This is a genomic window from Mesorhizobium sp. P160219, assembly GCF_057786095.1.
On the sequence record NZ_JBYNWG010000001.1, the window covers coordinates 573,382 to 589,020 of the forward strand.

Annotated in this window: 15 protein-coding genes; 7 read left to right on the top strand and 8 right to left on the bottom strand. The window is 64.9% G+C overall.

Annotation, left to right across the window (positions count from 1 at the left end):
• Positions 1-290: 290 nt before the first annotated feature.
• Complete coding sequence (locus tag AC3EMP_RS02820) at positions 291-1,397, top strand: efflux RND transporter periplasmic adaptor subunit (RefSeq protein WP_050591550.1); 1,107 nt, start codon at positions 291-293, stop codon at positions 1,395-1,397.
• On the top strand, positions 1,394-4,597 hold the full coding sequence (locus AC3EMP_RS02825) for an efflux RND transporter permease subunit (protein ID WP_352597696.1): 3,204 nt from the start codon (positions 1,394-1,396) through the stop codon (positions 4,595-4,597). Before AC3EMP_RS02820 ends, AC3EMP_RS02825 begins: the two co-directional genes overlap by 4 nt.
• A 30-nt stretch (positions 4,598-4,627) precedes the next feature.
• Here AC3EMP_RS02825 and AC3EMP_RS02830 read toward each other — a convergent pair whose 3' ends face one another.
• The 8 genes from AC3EMP_RS02830 to hemC all read right to left on the bottom strand — a co-directional run bounded on the left by AC3EMP_RS02830 (position 4,628) and on the right by hemC (position 11,911).
• Positions 4,628-5,263, bottom strand: coding sequence for a LolA family protein (locus tag AC3EMP_RS02830; protein WP_023828722.1), 636 nt, complete (start codon positions 5,261-5,263; stop codon positions 4,628-4,630).
• 56 nt (positions 5,264-5,319) lie between these two features.
• Positions 5,320-5,583 (bottom strand): YMGG-like glycine zipper-containing protein, encoded by a 264-nt coding sequence (locus AC3EMP_RS02835; RefSeq protein ID WP_023670477.1) that lies wholly within the window; start codon positions 5,581-5,583, stop codon positions 5,320-5,322.
• Positions 5,584-5,770: 187 nt separating this feature from the next.
• The gene (locus tag AC3EMP_RS02840; RefSeq protein ID WP_352713068.1) at positions 5,771-6,487 is read right to left on the bottom strand and encodes a glutamine amidotransferase; all 717 of its coding nucleotides are present in this window, start codon (positions 6,485-6,487) and stop codon (positions 5,771-5,773) included.
• A gap of 14 nt (positions 6,488-6,501) precedes the next feature.
• Positions 6,502-6,981 (bottom strand): tellurite resistance TerB family protein, encoded by a 480-nt coding sequence (locus AC3EMP_RS02845; RefSeq protein WP_023702389.1) that lies wholly within the window; start codon positions 6,979-6,981, stop codon positions 6,502-6,504.
• 76 nt (positions 6,982-7,057) lie between these two features.
• Positions 7,058-8,659: a heme biosynthesis protein HemY gene (locus AC3EMP_RS02850; protein ID WP_352713065.1), complete on the bottom strand. Its 1,602-nt coding sequence runs from the start codon at positions 8,657-8,659 to the stop codon at positions 7,058-7,060.
• A gap of 10 nt (positions 8,660-8,669) precedes the next feature.
• On the bottom strand, positions 8,670-10,160 hold the full coding sequence (locus AC3EMP_RS02855) for a COG4223 family protein (RefSeq protein WP_352713062.1): 1,491 nt from the start codon (positions 10,158-10,160) through the stop codon (positions 8,670-8,672).
• Between the two features lie 112 nt (positions 10,161-10,272).
• Positions 10,273-10,986 (bottom strand): uroporphyrinogen-III synthase, encoded by a 714-nt coding sequence (locus AC3EMP_RS02860; RefSeq protein WP_352713059.1) that lies wholly within the window; start codon positions 10,984-10,986, stop codon positions 10,273-10,275.
• A 1-nt stretch (position 10,987) separates the two neighbouring features.
• A complete protein-coding gene (gene hemC / locus AC3EMP_RS02865) occupies positions 10,988-11,911 on the bottom strand; it encodes a hydroxymethylbilane synthase (protein WP_023747363.1) in 924 nt (307 codons plus the stop codon).
• A gap of 120 nt (positions 11,912-12,031) precedes the next feature.
• Here hemC and tsaD point away from each other — a divergent pair, with 120 nt between their 5' ends.
• The 5 genes from tsaD (at position 12,032) to AC3EMP_RS02890 (ending at position 15,617) form a co-directional block, all read left to right on the top strand.
• Positions 12,032-13,117 (top strand): tRNA (adenosine(37)-N6)-threonylcarbamoyltransferase complex transferase subunit TsaD, encoded by a 1,086-nt coding sequence (gene tsaD / locus AC3EMP_RS02870; RefSeq protein WP_196813717.1) that lies wholly within the window; start codon positions 12,032-12,034, stop codon positions 13,115-13,117.
• Positions 13,114-14,130 (top strand): NAD(P)H-dependent glycerol-3-phosphate dehydrogenase, encoded by a 1,017-nt coding sequence (locus AC3EMP_RS02875; RefSeq protein WP_023730225.1) that lies wholly within the window; start codon positions 13,114-13,116, stop codon positions 14,128-14,130. The genes tsaD and AC3EMP_RS02875 overlap by 4 nt, the downstream gene beginning before the upstream one ends.
• 24 nt (positions 14,131-14,154) lie before the next feature.
• Entirely contained in the window at positions 14,155-14,451 is a 297-nt protein-coding gene (locus AC3EMP_RS02880) for a YciI-like protein (protein WP_023687732.1), read from the top strand.
• An 87-nt stretch (positions 14,452-14,538) separates the two neighbouring features.
• Positions 14,539-14,964 (top strand): EVE domain-containing protein, encoded by a 426-nt coding sequence (locus AC3EMP_RS02885; protein ID WP_023670487.1) that lies wholly within the window; start codon positions 14,539-14,541, stop codon positions 14,962-14,964.
• A complete protein-coding gene (locus tag AC3EMP_RS02890; RefSeq protein ID WP_023702382.1) occupies positions 14,919-15,617 on the top strand; it encodes a class I SAM-dependent methyltransferase in 699 nt (232 codons plus the stop codon). Before AC3EMP_RS02885 ends, AC3EMP_RS02890 begins: the two co-directional genes overlap by 46 nt.
• Positions 15,618-15,639: the final 22 nt, after the last annotated feature.

Genomic DNA, 15,639 nt, shown 5'->3' on the forward strand with positions numbered 1-15,639 from the left:
GCGGATGGGCCGGTTCTGGGCGAACTAGCCAGATGGCGGGGCAGCCACAGGGTGGACATTTCAGTCCATATGGAAAATGATTATGTTGCCATGCACAATACTGCAGTGCTCTGGTCTCGACGAGAAACCTTAAATATAGAAGAGAACCACCCGACCTCCGGGTCCAGCTAGCGGGGACGCAAATGGACACTTCAGGGAATCGGCAATCGCATCGCGACGCAAGCGGGCGACCCAGCCGATCGGTCGGCTGGCTGGCCCGCTCCGCCGTCCCAGTGGCATTCCTGCTCGGCATGGCTTTCAGCAGCAACGCGTTTGCGCAGGACCAGCAACTGCCGGTGGTGACGGCGGCCAAGCCGGTGGTGCGTGAAATCGTCGAAGACGACGAGTTCGTCGGGCGCTTCGAAGCCGTCGACGAGGTCGCCATCCGTTCGCGCGTCAGCGGCTATCTGGACAAGATCAGCTTCCAGGACGGCGCACTGGTCAACAAGGGCGACCTGCTCTTCACCATCGACCAGCGTCCGTACCAGGCGGCCTACGATGCCGCCAAGTCGCAAGTAGACGTCGCCAAGTCCCTGCTCGAATTCTCCAAGATGCAGCTGGATCGCGCCGATGAACTCGCCAAGACCGGCAATATCTCGGCCGCGACGGTCGACGACCGCCGGCGGGAATACCTTTCGGCGCAGGCGCAGATGCAGGGCGCGACGGCGGCGCTGACGACGGCCAACCTGAACCTGGAGTTCACCGAGATCAAGGCGCCCTTGTCCGGCCGCATCGACCGCCGGCTGGTGTCGGTCGGCAACCTCGTGCAGCCGGATTCCACCTTGCTGACGACCATCGTCACGCGCGACCCGATCGACTTCTATTTCGACGTCGATGAGCGCCTGTATTTCAGCTACGCCCGCGACGCGAAGGAGCGCGGCGGCAGCATGCAGGAAGGCGCCGGCGGGCTCGAGGTGGTGGTTCGCGTCGCCGACCGCGCGGAGGCGGTATTCAGGGGCAAGCTCGATTTTGCCGAGAACCGGATCGACAACGCGACCGGCACCATGCGGGTGCGTGCAAGGTTTGCCAACGCCGACGGCGTTCTCCAGCCAGGCATGTTCGGGCGCATCAACGTGCCGGGGTCGCTGCCGCATAGCGGCGTCCTGGTGCCCGACGAGGCGGTCGGCGCCGATCAGGATCGCCGCATCGTGTACCTGGTGGATGAGGCTGGGATGGTGTCGGCGAAGCCCGTGCGCACCGGCCCGCTTCTCGACGGCTACCGGGTGATCCGCGCGGGCCTGACCGGCGACGAGACGATCATCGTCAATGGGCTGATGCACGCCAGGCCCGGCACCAAGGTGAAAGTCGAGATGGTGACGTTGCCGCCCAAGGTCGACACCGCCGGGTTGCAGCAATGAGGTTCGCCCATTTCTTCGTCGACCGTCCGATCTTCGCATCGGTCGTTTCGATCGTCCTGCTGATCCTCGGCGGGATTGCTTATACCCAGCTGCCGATCGCGCAATATCCCGAGATCGCGCCGCCGACCATCGTCGTTCGCGCCCAGTACCCGGGCGCCGACGCCGAGACGGTCGCAGCGACGGTGGCAACGCCGATCGAGCAGGAGATCAACGGCGTCGAGGGCATGCTTTACATGTCGTCCTATTCGTCCGGCGACGGGGCGATGGCGCTGACCATCACCTTCAAGCTAGGCACCGATCTCGACCAGGCGCAGGTGCTGGTACAGAACCGCGTGTCGGTCGCCGAGCCGCGCCTGCCCGAAGAAGTCCGCCGCCTCGGCATCACCACCATCAAGAGCTCGCCCGACCTGATGATGGTCGTGCACATGCTGTCGCCCGACAATACCTACGACCAGCTCTACGTCTCGAACTACGCCCGCTCGCGGGTGCGCGACATACTGCTCAGGTTGGACGGCGTCGGCGACCTCATCATCTTCGGCGAACGCGAATATTCGCTGCGCATCTGGCTCGATCCGGAAAAACTGTCCGCCCTGGGGATGACCTCGGGCGATGTGGTGCAGGCGCTGCGCGACCAGAATGTCCAGGTGTCGGGCGGCTCCATCGGCGCGCCGCCGACCAATACCGGCACGGCGTTCCAGTACACGGTCACCACGCAAGGCCGCTTCAACGACGCACGCGACTTCCGATACGTGATCGTCAAATCGGCCGAAGACGGCCGCCTGATCCAGCTGCAGGACGTGGCGCGCATCGAGCTCGGCGCCAAGGATTACGTCACCAACTCCTATCTCAACGGCAAACCGGCGGTGGCGCTCGCCATCTTCCAGCGGCCAGGCACCAATGCACTCGCCGCAGCCGCGGAGATCCAGGACAAGATGAAGGAGCTTTCCCAGGACTTCCCGAAGGGATTGAGCTACGACATCGTCTACAATCCGACCGAGTTCGTCGCCGAGTCGATCCAGGAGGTCTACAAGACGATCCTCGAGGCGATGGTGCTGGTCATCATCGTCATCATCGTCTTCCTGCAATCGTGGCGCATGGCGATCGTGCCGATCGTGGCCATCCCGGTGTCGCTGATCGGCACGCTGGCGGTGCTTTACGCCGCCGGCTTCTCCCTCAACATGCTGACGCTGTTCGGCCTCGTTCTGGCCATCGGCATCGTCGTCGACGATGCGATCGTCGTGGTCGAGAACGTCGAGCGAAATATCGCCAGGGGGTTGGCGCCCAATCCGGCGTCGCATCTGACCATGGACGAAGTCGGAACGGCGGTCATCGCGATCTCGCTGGTGCTGATAGCGGTGTTCGTGCCGACAGCCTTCATTCCCGGCATTTCCGGGCAGTTCTACCTGCAGTTTGCGATCACCATCGCGGTGTCGACGGCGATCTCGGCATTCAATTCGCTGACGCTCTCGCCGGCCTTGGCCGCGCTGCTGTTCAAGCCGCACCACACTGCTGCGGCGCCGCCGCGCTTTTTCCTGGCGCGGTTCGGACGGGCGCTCGCCGACGGCTTCAATGGCGGCTTCGACAAGGTCGCCCATTGGTATTCGAGCATCGTGCGCGTGCTGGTCGGCTCGCGGATAGCGATGGCCGCCACGCTGGCCGTTTTCGCGGCCCTCATCTACGCCACGGTCTATATGGTTCAGACGGTGCCGCGCGGTTTCATTCCGTCGCTCGACCAGGGGTATGCGATCGTCGTCGTCCAGTTGCCGGACGGCGCCTCGCTATCGCGGACCGATGCCGTCATCCAGCAGGCGTCGCAGATCATCCAGAAAACGCCGGGCGTCGACTACGCGGTCGCCTTCGCCGGCTTCTCCGGTGCCACCTTTACCAATGCCAGCAACGCGGGCGTGATCTTCGCCAGGTTCAAGCCGTTTGACGAGCGACTGGAAGCCGGCCAGTCCGCGACCCAGGTCATCGGCAATTTGTTCGGCAGCCTGCAAAGCATCAAGGAAGCCTTCATTATCGCACTGCCGCCGCCGCCGATCCGCGGCGTCGGCAATGCCGGCGGCTTCAAGCTGCAGATCCAGGAGCGCAACAGCGCCGACATGCGGCAGATCCTGGCGCTTGCCTATGAAATTGCCGGCAAGGCCAACAAGACGGCGGGGCTGACCGGCGTGTTCACCACCTTCTCCGCGTCCAGCCCGCAATTCTTCCTGGCGATCGATCGCGACAAGGCGCGCATCCTGAACGTGCCGATCCCCAACATCTTCGAGACGCTGTCGATCAATCTGGGCACCGCCTACGTCAACGACTTCAACGCTTTCGGGCGCGTCTACCAGGTGCGCGCGCAGGCCGACCAGGCGTTCCGCCTCGATCGCGCCGACATCTTGAAACTGAAGGTGCGCTCGGCGACCGGCGCGCTGGTTCCGCTGGGCACGTTGATCGAGATCCGCGACGTCACCGGCCCGGCGCTGGTCCAGCGCTACAACATGTACGTCTCCGTGCCGCTGCAGGGCAACGCCGCGCCCGGTGTTTCCACCGGCGATGCGCTTGCCAAGATGGAAGCGATCACGGCACAGACGTTGCCGGCCGGTACCTCCTACGAATGGACCGAACTCGCCTATCAGGAGCGCAACACCGGCAATGCCGCTGTCTATATCTTCGGACTGTCGGTGCTGTTCGTGTTCCTGGCGCTGGCGGCGCAATATGAAAGCTGGGTGCTGCCGTTCGCCATCGTGCTGGTGGTGCCGCTCGGCGTGCTCGCAGCGTTGCTCGGCGTGTCGTTCCGAGGGCTGGACAACAACATCCTCGTGCAGATCGGCCTCATCGTGCTGATCGGGCTTGCCGCCAAGAACGCGATCCTGATCGTCGAGTTCGCGCGGCAGGCCCAGGAACGCGGCCTGTCGGCAGCCGAGGCTGCCGTCGAAGCCTGCCGGCTCAGGCTGCGGCCGATCCTGATGACCGCCTTCTCGTTCATCCTCGGCGTCGTGCCGCTGATGATCGCGACGGGCCCGGGCGCGGAAATGCGCCAGTCGCTCGGCACCGCGGTGTTCTCCGGCATGCTGGGCGTCACTTTCGTCGGCCTGTTCCTGACGCCGGTGTTCTACGTCACGCTCAGGTCGCTGTTCTCACGGCGCAAGCCGCATGCCGAGGCCGAGTCTTCGGCACCGGCAGAGGTGCCGTCCGAGACGGCCGCCGAGTAGTGTTACACGGGCAGTTCGTGGCGCTGCCGACTATTTCGTTTTGGTGTTGAATTCACGGTTTGCAGCATAGTTGATAGTGAAGGTGCCCGCAGGAGCGCGAACGCCCTGCTTCACGTTGGATATGGTGACTGTCGAGGTAAGGCCCCTCTCGTCAGTCAGGGTCCATCTGCGTAGATCGAGCGATTCCCTGTCAAACACCATAGTGATATTCGAATTGCCGAAGGCCGACTTGTCGGCCAGCCTGATGATCACCTGGGCGCCATCGTCCCTGATACTTTTGAGGCGATTGCCGGAAAAGTTGACCTGATTGTCGAGGAGCAGCTTGAGCGGCGTCTTCGAGAGAGCATAAAGCCGCGATGTCTTGAGCTTCTTGTTATAGACCACCAAGGATTTTCCATCTGCAATTACGCTGACCCCTGATTGGCCTGCATAGTTGAACCGGATCTTGCCCGGCCGCTGGAGGAAAAATTTCCCTTTGGTCCTTTCCGCTCTTGGGCCCGACTGGACAAAGTCCCCGGACATGGACTTTACCGATGAGAAGTGATCGGCAATCGTCTTCGCTTCTACAGGTGCGGCCAAGGCCGCGGTCGAAAGTTCGGCGTTTATCGCGACAGCGCTGACAACGGCGAACCAGAAAGCCAGCAGTCTTTTGCTGTTATATGCCATTCAGTTATCCTACCCCGAGCAGGCGCGTGATCGAAAGAGATCACGCGCCTTTGAGATCAGTAGCCGTCCGGGCACTGAGCAACGTAAACTCGACCGTTCCGACCGCGATATCTGCACTGGCCGGCTTCGCTGGCGTGCCCGATGACCGCCCCGGCCAGCGCTCCGACCGCCCCGCCAACAACCGCCCCTTTTACCGGGTCGCCGGCCACTGCTGCGCCTACAGCTGCGCCACCCAAACCACCGACGGCAGCGCCTTGTTCGGTGCGGGAGCATGCCGCGAGCGGAATGAGTAGGCTTAAAATGAGCAGCGTCTTCTTCATTGGTTCTCTCCTGGGGCCGTTATTAGCCGAAGCTTAAATGCGCCACGGAGTTTTTCGATCCATCGGAGTGTTTGGGGCGCAATCCAAATCTGCGGGAACGGGCTAAGGTCCCGGATCCATCGTACACGCCTCCCAGAGGTAAGTCGTCTTTGGGCAAGCTCGGCCGTTCAGAGTAGTTGGATTTGCTCTATCCCTCAGTAGGCTTGCCGAAGATCAGGCTCAAAAACTCGCTCAGCCAGCGCTTGAGGTGCATATCCCAGATCAGCCGGCCGCCGAGATGGTCGCGGCCGGGCTGCGCGCCGGGCAATTCGAAACGGTGTGCGCCGCGCACCACCCAGCGCTGCATCATCAACTGGGTCAGTTCGCCATGGAACTGGATGCCCCAGGCATTGTCGCCATAGCGAAAAGCCTGGTTGGGGTAGGTTTCCGCCGTGGCCAGCAGCGTCGCATCCCTGGGCAGCGAAAAGCCTTCGCGGTGAAACTGGTAAACCATGTCGGGCCAGGGCAGCAGCTTTTTGCCGGCTTCGGTCGGCTTCAGCGGATACCAGCCGATCTCGACCAGCCCCTCGCCATGCCCCTCGACCTTGCCGCCGAGATGATTGGCCAGCATCTGCGCGCCAAGGCAGATGCCGAGGACGGGCCGGTTCTCCTTTAGCGGAACATTGAGCCAGTTGGTCTCGCGGCGGACGAACTCATCTTCGTCATTGGCGCTCATCGGCCCGCCGAACACCACGGCGCCGGCGTGTCCCTCCAGCGTCTCCGGCAGGCTGTCGCCGAGAGGCGGCCGGCGGATGTCGAGGTCGAAACCTTCCTCGAGCAGCATGTGGCCAACCCGGCCGGGGCTCGAAGTCTCCTGATGCAGCACGATCAGGATTTTTGGTTTCGAGCTCGGTCTGGACGGCATGGAAAGGCGGAATCCTATTCGTCGCTCGACGTTCCGCTGGCGCCGGGCGCGGCGGCCGCCGCCTTGCGGCGCGCCTCGACGCGATCCTGGCGCTCGACGCCGATCAGTTCGGCAACGCGCCAGACGGTGTTGTCCTCCAGTTCATGCAGTTCGCCGTCGGCATAGACGATTTCCCACATCAGGCCGATGAAAGCCTTGCGCGCCTCGGCGTCGAGATGGCGCTTCAAGACGCTGGTGAAGGCATAGAGGTCGATCGCCTCATTGTCGGCGCGCTCGCCGGCGGCAGCCAGTGCATCGAGCTCGTCGCCGCTGATCGAATAGCTCTGCGCCAGCACCTGCTTGAACCGCTCCCACTCGACATCCTGGCGCACGCCGTCGGCATTCATCACATGATAGAGCAAAGCCGACGCCGCAACGCGCGGATCGTCCGCATTGGCGCGAGCCCCAGCCCCGGAGGGCAGGTCTTTCAGAAAGGCCAGGACGCGTTCGAACATGGTGCTCACTTCACTTTATTGGAGCATGATCTTTTCCAAAAACCGGTATCCACTTTTTGGGATCATGCTTCAGGGATCAAAACAGGCGGAAGCGGCGCGGTGACTTCTCCGCTTCGTCATCGGGGTCGACGCCGGGGTCGTCGGGCAGCCGCGCCAGTTCCTCGGCAGGTTCGACGGGTTCGGCATCGGGTGGTATTGCGGCGAAAGCGGCGGCGGTGACCGGCGTGACCTGGTCGTCGCCCACAGCGGGCTTCGGCTCGGTCGGCGCCTCGCTGATCGTCTTGGCAACGGCGGGATGATCGATCACTTCGGCTTCCTTTGCCGGCTTGGCGGGTGCCGCAAGCACCGGCACATCGGCTTCGTCTTCATGGCTGTCGATGAGCTGGCCCAGCCGCTCCATCGGTGCGCGCCAGGCGAAAGCGTCGAGCTTGCCGCTGACCGGCGATACCGGCGCCCAGCGTTCGGAGACGACGCCGTCGGCGACCCAGGCCGGATCGCGCGGCGCCCTGACCGCCTTGGACAGTAATTGCCTGATCTTGCCCTGGTCGCCGGTCTCTGCCTCCTCGATATCGGCCAGCAGCAGGTAAGCGCCTTCCCGGCGATCCATGCGGATCGCGGCTTCCGCCTCGCGGCGGGCGGTGGAAAAATCCTGCGCATCGAGCGCGGCGCGCGCCACCGTCATCGACGATTCGGCATTGTTGCGCTTCAGCTCCTGCAGCTTCTTCGCCCGGTTGAGACGATCGACCACGGCATCTCCCGGCCTTGCATGGGTGTAGAGCTCGGCGATCTCGGGATGCGGCTCCGCCTTCCAGGCTGCCTCAAGGATCTTCGAGCCTTTGCGCACATCGTTCTGTTTGAACAGAAGATTGGCGGCTGCAACCGCGGCCGGCGCGAAATCGGGCGCGAGCTTGTTGGCCTCGAGTGCGGCTGCCTTGGCTGCATTGGGATCGCTGTCGGTCAGCGCCTGCGCCTTGGCGGTCAACAGCACAGCGCGGCGGCGATTGGCGGCGTCGCGTTCGATCTGCCTGGTCGACTTCTGCGCCTCCACCAGCTTCAGCGCGCCTTCCCAGTCGCCGCGCCCGGTCAGATCCTCCAGCGTCGATTCGGCGGCCCAAGCCAGTTGCGGTGCGACGGAAGCGGCGCGGCCGGCATAGTGACGCGCGGCGTTGCGGTCGCCGAGCCGCTCGGCTTCGAGATAGAGCCCGCGCAGGCCAAGCAGCCGCATTTCGGGGTCGTCGAGCATGGCCTCGAATTTTTCGCGCGCGCCCTCATGGTCGCCTTCGAGCAGCGAGGCTTGCGCTTCGAGCAGATGGATCAGCGGCTCCTGGTCGGAGCGGATCAGTTTGGCGGCTTCCTTGGACTTCTTGCGGGCCAGCGCGCCATCGCCGGCGCCGGCTGCGATCATGCCGGTCGACAGCGCCTGGTAGCCGCGGTCACGGCGGCGGACGCGGAAATAGCGCGAGATCGTGTACGGGCTGTTCCACAGCGACTTGATCAGCCACCAGACGATCATCACCGCGGCGACGACGGCAACGATCGCCACCGCCGCCACCATCAGGCTGACCTGGTATTGGTAACCGTTGAAGGTGACGACCATCTCGCCGGGACGATCGGCCAGCCAGGCAAAGCCGAGGCCGAGCGCGAAGACGGCGGCGAGAAAGATGAGAATGCGGATCATCGTGTCGTCCTCATGCCTTCATCGCACCTGCAATCAGCGCGTCGACCTGCGTCTCGACGTCGATGCGCGCCTTCAGTTTGCCGGCAAAGTCGGCGCCGGCAGCCTTGACCGCATCCGGCAGCGTTGCGTATTCGCTGAGCGCCTTGGCGTAGTCGCCCTGGTTGACCGCCACTTCGATGCGCGCCACGGTTTCCGGCGCGCCGGCGCCTTCGACGGCGCCGATCGGCCGGACCTTGACCAGCGATTCGGCGCTCGACAAAAGGTTCTGGAAGAAGCCGGCATTTTCATCGACCGGCGTCGCCGCCGCGACCATCGCATTGGCCGCGGCGTCGGCCTCGCCGGCGATCTCGGTGCGGGTCGGGACGCCCTTTTCAGCGTAGGGGCGCAGCGCCGCAATCTGCGGTGCATCGGGCGAGATCGCTGCGAAGGTCTCCAACTCGGCGGCGAACGGCGCGCCGCGGTCAAGCGCCGCCTTCAAGGCCGAAGCGGCGATGGCCATCGCAATCTTTGGCTGCGAGGCCTGCGCATCGACCTTGCCGGCGAGCTGCGTCACCGACTGCTCCAGCGCGGCGATCTTGCCTTCCTGCGCCTTGGCTGCCTCGCCGGCCGATTTCACCAGTGCGTCGAGGCCCGCCAGTCTTTCATTGAGCGGCGCGAGATCGACGGGCGCTGCACCACCGGCCTGGCCAAGGGCGGCAACCGCCGTCTCGATCTGCTTGACCTTGTCGCCAAGCGCTGCAAGCCCGGCATTGTCGCCGGCGCCGCCCTTTTCGACCGCCGATTTCAGCGATGCGACATCGGCCTTGACCTGATCCAGCGCCGAAGACAGCCCGTCGACCTTGGCGGTTGCGGCGCTATTGCCGCTGGCTTCCCTGAGGTCGGCGATTTCGCGCTTCAGCGAAGCGATCTCGCCATTGACGCCGTCGAGCGAGACCGTGCCCGCCCCTGAGCCCGGAGCGCCAAGCACGCCGGCAAACTGCAGCCCGCCGGCGGCAGCCAGCGCGATGACACCGCCGATGATGCCGGCGGCAATGCCGCTCGTGCGCTTCGGTTGCGCGGCCATGGGCTGGTTCCCGGCTGTCCTTGGGGTTTCCTTGGGTGCACCCGGCTTGGGCGAGGCATCCTCGAAACTGTAGTCGGAGGTTCTGGCGCGCGGTGGCGCATCCGAAGCGGTGGGGTAAGGCTGCTCCGCCTGGGTGGACGCCTTGGCATCGGCGCTTTCGGGAGCGGCCTGCGCCGCGGCATCGGAGTGCTCCCACGGCTCGAGATCGGCTTGATCGGCGTGAACGGGCTCGTCAGGCGTCTCCGGCTGCGCATTGGCCATGGCAGCCGCATCCTCGGCCGCAACCGACCCTGCCGGGGCCTCGACGTCGTCCGAGTTGGCGACATCCGTCTTGGCGGCATCCGCATCGGCAATGCGCGAGACAGCGCCGGGTTCGAGTTCGATGGTCACCGGCTCGCGGTGGCTTTTCGAATGTCGCATCTTCGGCGTCTTGACCATGCCTGGGCTCCGCAATCCTGCTTCGTCTGGGCGCCCGACGGCGCGTGATGGTTTGAAAAATGGTCTAGCACATCATCGTCAGGTGAAAAGGGGCGGCGTGATGACACGGGGCTCAGTCGCCGCGGTGCAACAGCTCAAGCAGCGCCTCCTCCTGCGGTTCCCGCGCAATGCGTATTTTTTTGCCGGCGGCATTGTCAAACGCCGCTGCCACGCGCTCGGAGAGCGCAAAAACCTGCATGTTTTCAAAGAGATCGCGCAGCCCCGCCCGGTCGGTCAAGGCCTGCAACGCTGCCGCCGCCTTGGCTGAATAGAGCAGCATCGCGTCGACCGCCTGATGGGACAGGCGTGCACGGATTTCATCATCGGAATAATCGAGCGAAATCGTGTCGTAGGTTTCGACGGTGCGGACCTCGACGCCGGCCTTTCGCAGCCGCGCCTCGAAGGCCGGAAACCGCACGCGCCCTGTGAGATAGACGACCGCCTTGCCGGAAAGGCCGGCAGCAATCGCCTCGGCCAGCCGCTCGGCGTCGCCCGCCCCTTCGCTGACCGACAAGAACCCTGTCGAACGTGCCGCTTCAGCCGTCCTGCGTCCGACGGCATGGCAAGGCAAGGCGGCGAGCGCACGAATGAGTTCTTTCGGCGCATGCCGCACCGCATTTGCGCTGGTCACAGCGACGGCCACGGCATTGTCGCTCGCAGCATCGGCGCCAACCCGCAGTGTCACCGTTTCGGTCAGCGGCAGAAGGAGCGGCTCAAATCCCAATTCCTGCAGCCGCCGCATGGTTCGCGACGCCCCAGGTTGCGGCCGCGTCACCAGGACACGCATATCAGACCCAGCCGTCGAAGAAGGTTTCGCCCGCTTTGACCCGCACCATCCTGGCCGCGTCCGTGCCGATGTCAGCGGCATCCAGCGCCAAGCCTTCGGCTTTGACCTCATGCGATTGCGTGCCATCGGGCGAAATGATCAGCCCGGCGAAAACCAGCCTGCCGCCCGAGATCGTCGCATAGCCGGCGATCGGCGTGCGGCAGGAGCCGTCGAGCGCCGCCAGGAAGGCGCGCTCACAGGCCAGCGCCTGGCCTGTCGGCACATCATGGATGGCCACCAGCATCTTTTCGACCTCGCTGTCGCCGATGCGGGTTTCGATGCCGATTGCGCCTTGTCCCGGCGCCGGCGGAAAGGCATCGAGCGGCATCAGATCGGTGACGACATGGCCGAGCCCGAGCCGCTTCAGCCCGGCATAGGCGAGGATCGTGCCTTCGGCGACGCCTTCCTCCAGCTTGCGCAGCCTGGTCTGCACATTGCCGCGGAACATGACCACGTCTAGGTCCGGCCGCATGCGCCGGATCAGCGCCTGGCGCCTGAGCGAAGACGACCCGACCTTGGCGCCTTGCGGCAAATCAACAATGCGCTTCACCGCCTTGCCGATGAAGGCGTCCCGCGCATCCTCGCGCGGCAGGAAGGCGGACAGCTCCAGCCCGACCGGCAGCACTGTCGGCATGTCCTTGGAGGAATGCACGGCGATATCGATCGTGCCGGCCAGCAGCGCGTCTTCGATTTCCTTGGTGAACAGCCCCTTGCCGCCGGCTTCCGACAGCGGCCGGTCCTGGATGCGGTCGCCGCTGGTCGAAATGACGACGACCTCGAAGGCTTCTGCCGGCATGCCATGCGCTTCCATCAGCCGCGCCTGCGTCTCATGCGCCTGGGCGAGCGCCAGCGGGCTGCCGCGTGTTCCTATTTTCAAAGTTTGCATGGCGCGCGGTCCGTGATAACCCCCGGCTGGCTTTGCGTTTCCGGCGCTCTCCCTAGCGAGGCCCGCCTCTACTAACTAGGAAAGTCCGGCGACACAATCTCTGGAGACAGCGACGAATTGATCCGCGTTCTGGGCATTGAGACGAGTTGCGACGAGACCGCCGCCAGCGTGGTGACGCTGGACGGCGATTCCGTGCCGGTGATTGCGTCCAACATCGTGCTCAGCCAGATCGAGGAGCACGCCGCCTTCGGCGGCGTCGTGCCGGAGATCGCCGCGCGTGCCCATGTCGAGGCGCTGGACGGCATTGTCGAGGCCGCTCTTGCGGATTCGGGCGTAGCCCTGGCCGACATCGACGCCATTGCCGCCACTGCCGGCCCCGGCCTAGTCGGCGGGCTGATCGTCGGCCTGATGACAGCCAAGGCGATTGCAGCGGCCGCCGGCAAGCCGCTGATCGCCATCAACCATCTCGAAGGCCACGCACTGACCGCAAGGCTGACGGACGGGCTCGACTTTCCCTATTTGCTGCTGCTGGTTTCCGGCGGCCACACCCAGATCGTCGCCGTGCGCGGCGTCGGCGACTACCAGCGCTGGGCGACGACCATCGACGACGCGCTCGGCGAAGCTTTCGACAAGACGGCCAAAATGCTCGGCCTGCCCTATCCCGGCGGCCCGAACGTCGAAAAGGCGGCAATGTCGGGCGATGCGACGCGCTTTGCCTTTCCGCGGCCGATGAGGGGCTCGGCGCAGCCCGATTTCTCCTTCTCCGGCCTCAAGACCGCCGTGCGCCAGGCGGCGACCGCCATCCAGCCGCTAAGCGAGCAGGATGTCGCCGACATCTGCGCCTCGTTCCAGGCGGCGGTAGCCGACGCACTTGGCGACCGCGTGGCCCGCGCGCTGGCCCGCTTCCGCGACGAATTTCCGGACAAGGCCGAGCCGGCGCTGGTCGTTGCCGGTGGCGTCGCCGCCAACAGAGCGATCAAGGCGACGCTGCAGAAGCAGTGCGCCGAGGCCGGCTTCGCCTTTGTCGCGCCGCCGCTCAAACTGTGCACCGACAACGCGGCGATGATCGCCTGGGCCGGCATCGAGCGGTTGCGGGCAGGCCTGTCTCAAGAGAACGGCTTCGATTTCGTGCCGCGTTCGCGCTGGCCGCTGGACAGCATTTCGGCCCCGATGGTCGGCTCCGGCCGGCGCGGAGCAAAAGCATGAGCGCCGGCAACACAAGCGGCAGGGACAGAACCGGCTGGCGCGTCGCCGTGCTCGGCGGCGGCGCCTGGGGCACGGCGCTAGCGCTGGCGATGCTGCGCGCCGGTCACGATGTCCGGCTCTACGCCCGCGACGAAGAGACTGTTTCCGCGATCCGCCGCGGCGAGAACCCGCGTTATCTCCCCGGCATCGCCATTGAAACAGGCATTGCGGCGACGAGCGATATCGGCACGGCCCTGACCGATGCCGATTGCGCGCTGGCCGTGGCGCCGGCGCAGGCGCTGCGCGCCATGCTGACGACGGCAAAGCCCCATATGCCGAAAGGCATCCCGCTGGTTCTCTGCGCCAAAGGCATTGAGCGCGACACCGGCGCGCTGCTGTCGGCGATCGTTGATGAGATTCTGCCCGAAACTCCGGTTTCGGCCCTGTCCGGTCCCAGCTTTGCCGCCGACGTCGCCAGGGGTCTGCCGACCGCTGTCGTGGTTGCTGCACGCGACGACGCCTTGGCGGCCGAGCTTGCCTCGCGCTTTTCGGCGCAGAATCTGCGCTGCTATTCCAGCGACGATTTGATCGGCGTCGAGATCGGCGGTGCTTTGAAGAATGTGTTCGCCATTGCCGCTGGCGCCGTCACCGGCGCTGGGCTCGGCGCCAGCGCGCAGGCCGCCATGGTGACACGCGGCTTCGTCGAACTGCGCCGCATCGGCGCGTCCTTCGGCGCCAAGCCGGAGACGCTGATGGGGCTTTCCGGCCTCGGCGACCTTTTGCTCACCTGCTCTTCGGCCCAGTCGCGCAATTTCGCCTATGGGCTGGCGCTGGGGCAAGGTAAGCCCTTGTCCGGACTGCCGCTCGCCGAAGGCGTGCCGACGGCGGCGATCGCCGCCCGCATCGCCACCGAGCGCCACATCGACGCGCCGATCATCGCTGCGGTGTCGGCGATACTGGACGGCACGATCACCATTCGGCAGGCTGTGTCCGCGCTGATGACGCGACCCCTGAAAACCGAAACCGACCTCTGATCCCCAAACAAACCGGAGTTTAACATGCTGTTTGCGTTGATTTGCAAGGACAAGCCGGGCAGCCTGCAGGTGCGGGTCGATACGCGGCCGGTCCACGTCGCCTTTCTCGAACGCCTGAACGCCGACAACAAACTGGCCTTTGCCGGCCCGTTCCTCGACGCCGAGGGCAAGCCCAATGGCAGCCTCGTCGTCGTGGAAGCGCCCGACCTCGCCGGTGCGCAGGCGCTGTCGGCTGCCGACCCCTATGCCAAGGCCGGGCTGTTCGAAAGTGTCGAAATCCGCCAGTGGAACTGGACCTTCAACAAGCCGGCGGCTAGTTAGTTCCGGCGGCGCCTAGAGTGATCCCAGGAAAAGTGTGTAACGGTTTTCCGTCCGGAATTGCGCAAAAATAGTAGTTGGAGCAAAGACATGAACTACTGGCTGTTCAAATCCGAACCTTCGGTCTTCTCCTTCGAGGCGCTGAAGGCCAAGGGCAAGGCCGGCACGCAGTGGGACGGCGTGCGCAACTATGCAGCGCGCAACAACATGAAGGCGATGCAGATCGGCGATCTCGGCTTCTTCTATCACTCCAATGAGGGGCTGAACGTCGTCGGCATTGCCGAGGTCTGCGCGCTTGCCCATCAGGATACCACCACCGACGATCCGCGCTGGGAATGCGTCGACATCCGCGCCTTCAAGGACGTGCCGAACCCGCCGACGCTGGAGCAGGTCAAGGCCAATCCGAAGCTTGCCGAGATGGCGCTGGTGCGGCTTGGACGGCTTTCCGTACAGCCGGTGACGCCGGCCGAATGGAAGGAAGTCTGCCGCATGGGCGGCCTGACGCCGGCTCCGTGACGGTCCTCACGCCGAACAGCGCGAAAAAGTTCATTCTCGACAACACGGCGCTTATGTCGCCGCCGCATGTGCCGGAGATTGTCCTCAATCTTGCCGACGAAGCGCATGACCTCTGGCAGCGCACGGAGAACGAGCTGATTGAAATCGGCCTGCCGCCGCCGTTCTGGGCCTTTGCCTGGGCCGGCGGTCAGGGCCTTGCCCGTTACGTGCTGGACAATCCGTCGGATGTGCGGGGCAAACGCGTGCTCGACTTCGCCTCCGGCTCCGGCCTTGTCGCCATCGCCGCCGCCAAGGCGGGTGCGGCGCACGTGATCGCCGCCGACATCGACCCGTTCTGCGAAACGGCGATCCGCCTCAACGCAGAGGCCAATGGCGTTGCCATCGACTTTTGCGGCACGGACTGCATCGGCACCGACGCCGGCTGGGACGTTGTGCTGGCCGGCGACGTCTTCTACGACAAATCCTTCGCCGACACGCTGATGCCGTGGTTTTCGACACTGAAGGCGCGCGGCGCTGACATCCTCGTCGGCGATCCGGGCCGCTCCTACATGCCGAAGGCGGGACTGGAGCCGCTCGCAGTCTACGAAGTGGCGGTGACGCGGGCGCTGGAGGACGCCCTGGTCAAGCGCACCACGGTGTGGCGCTTCGCTTGACGGCATTGCCGAACAGGCGTTC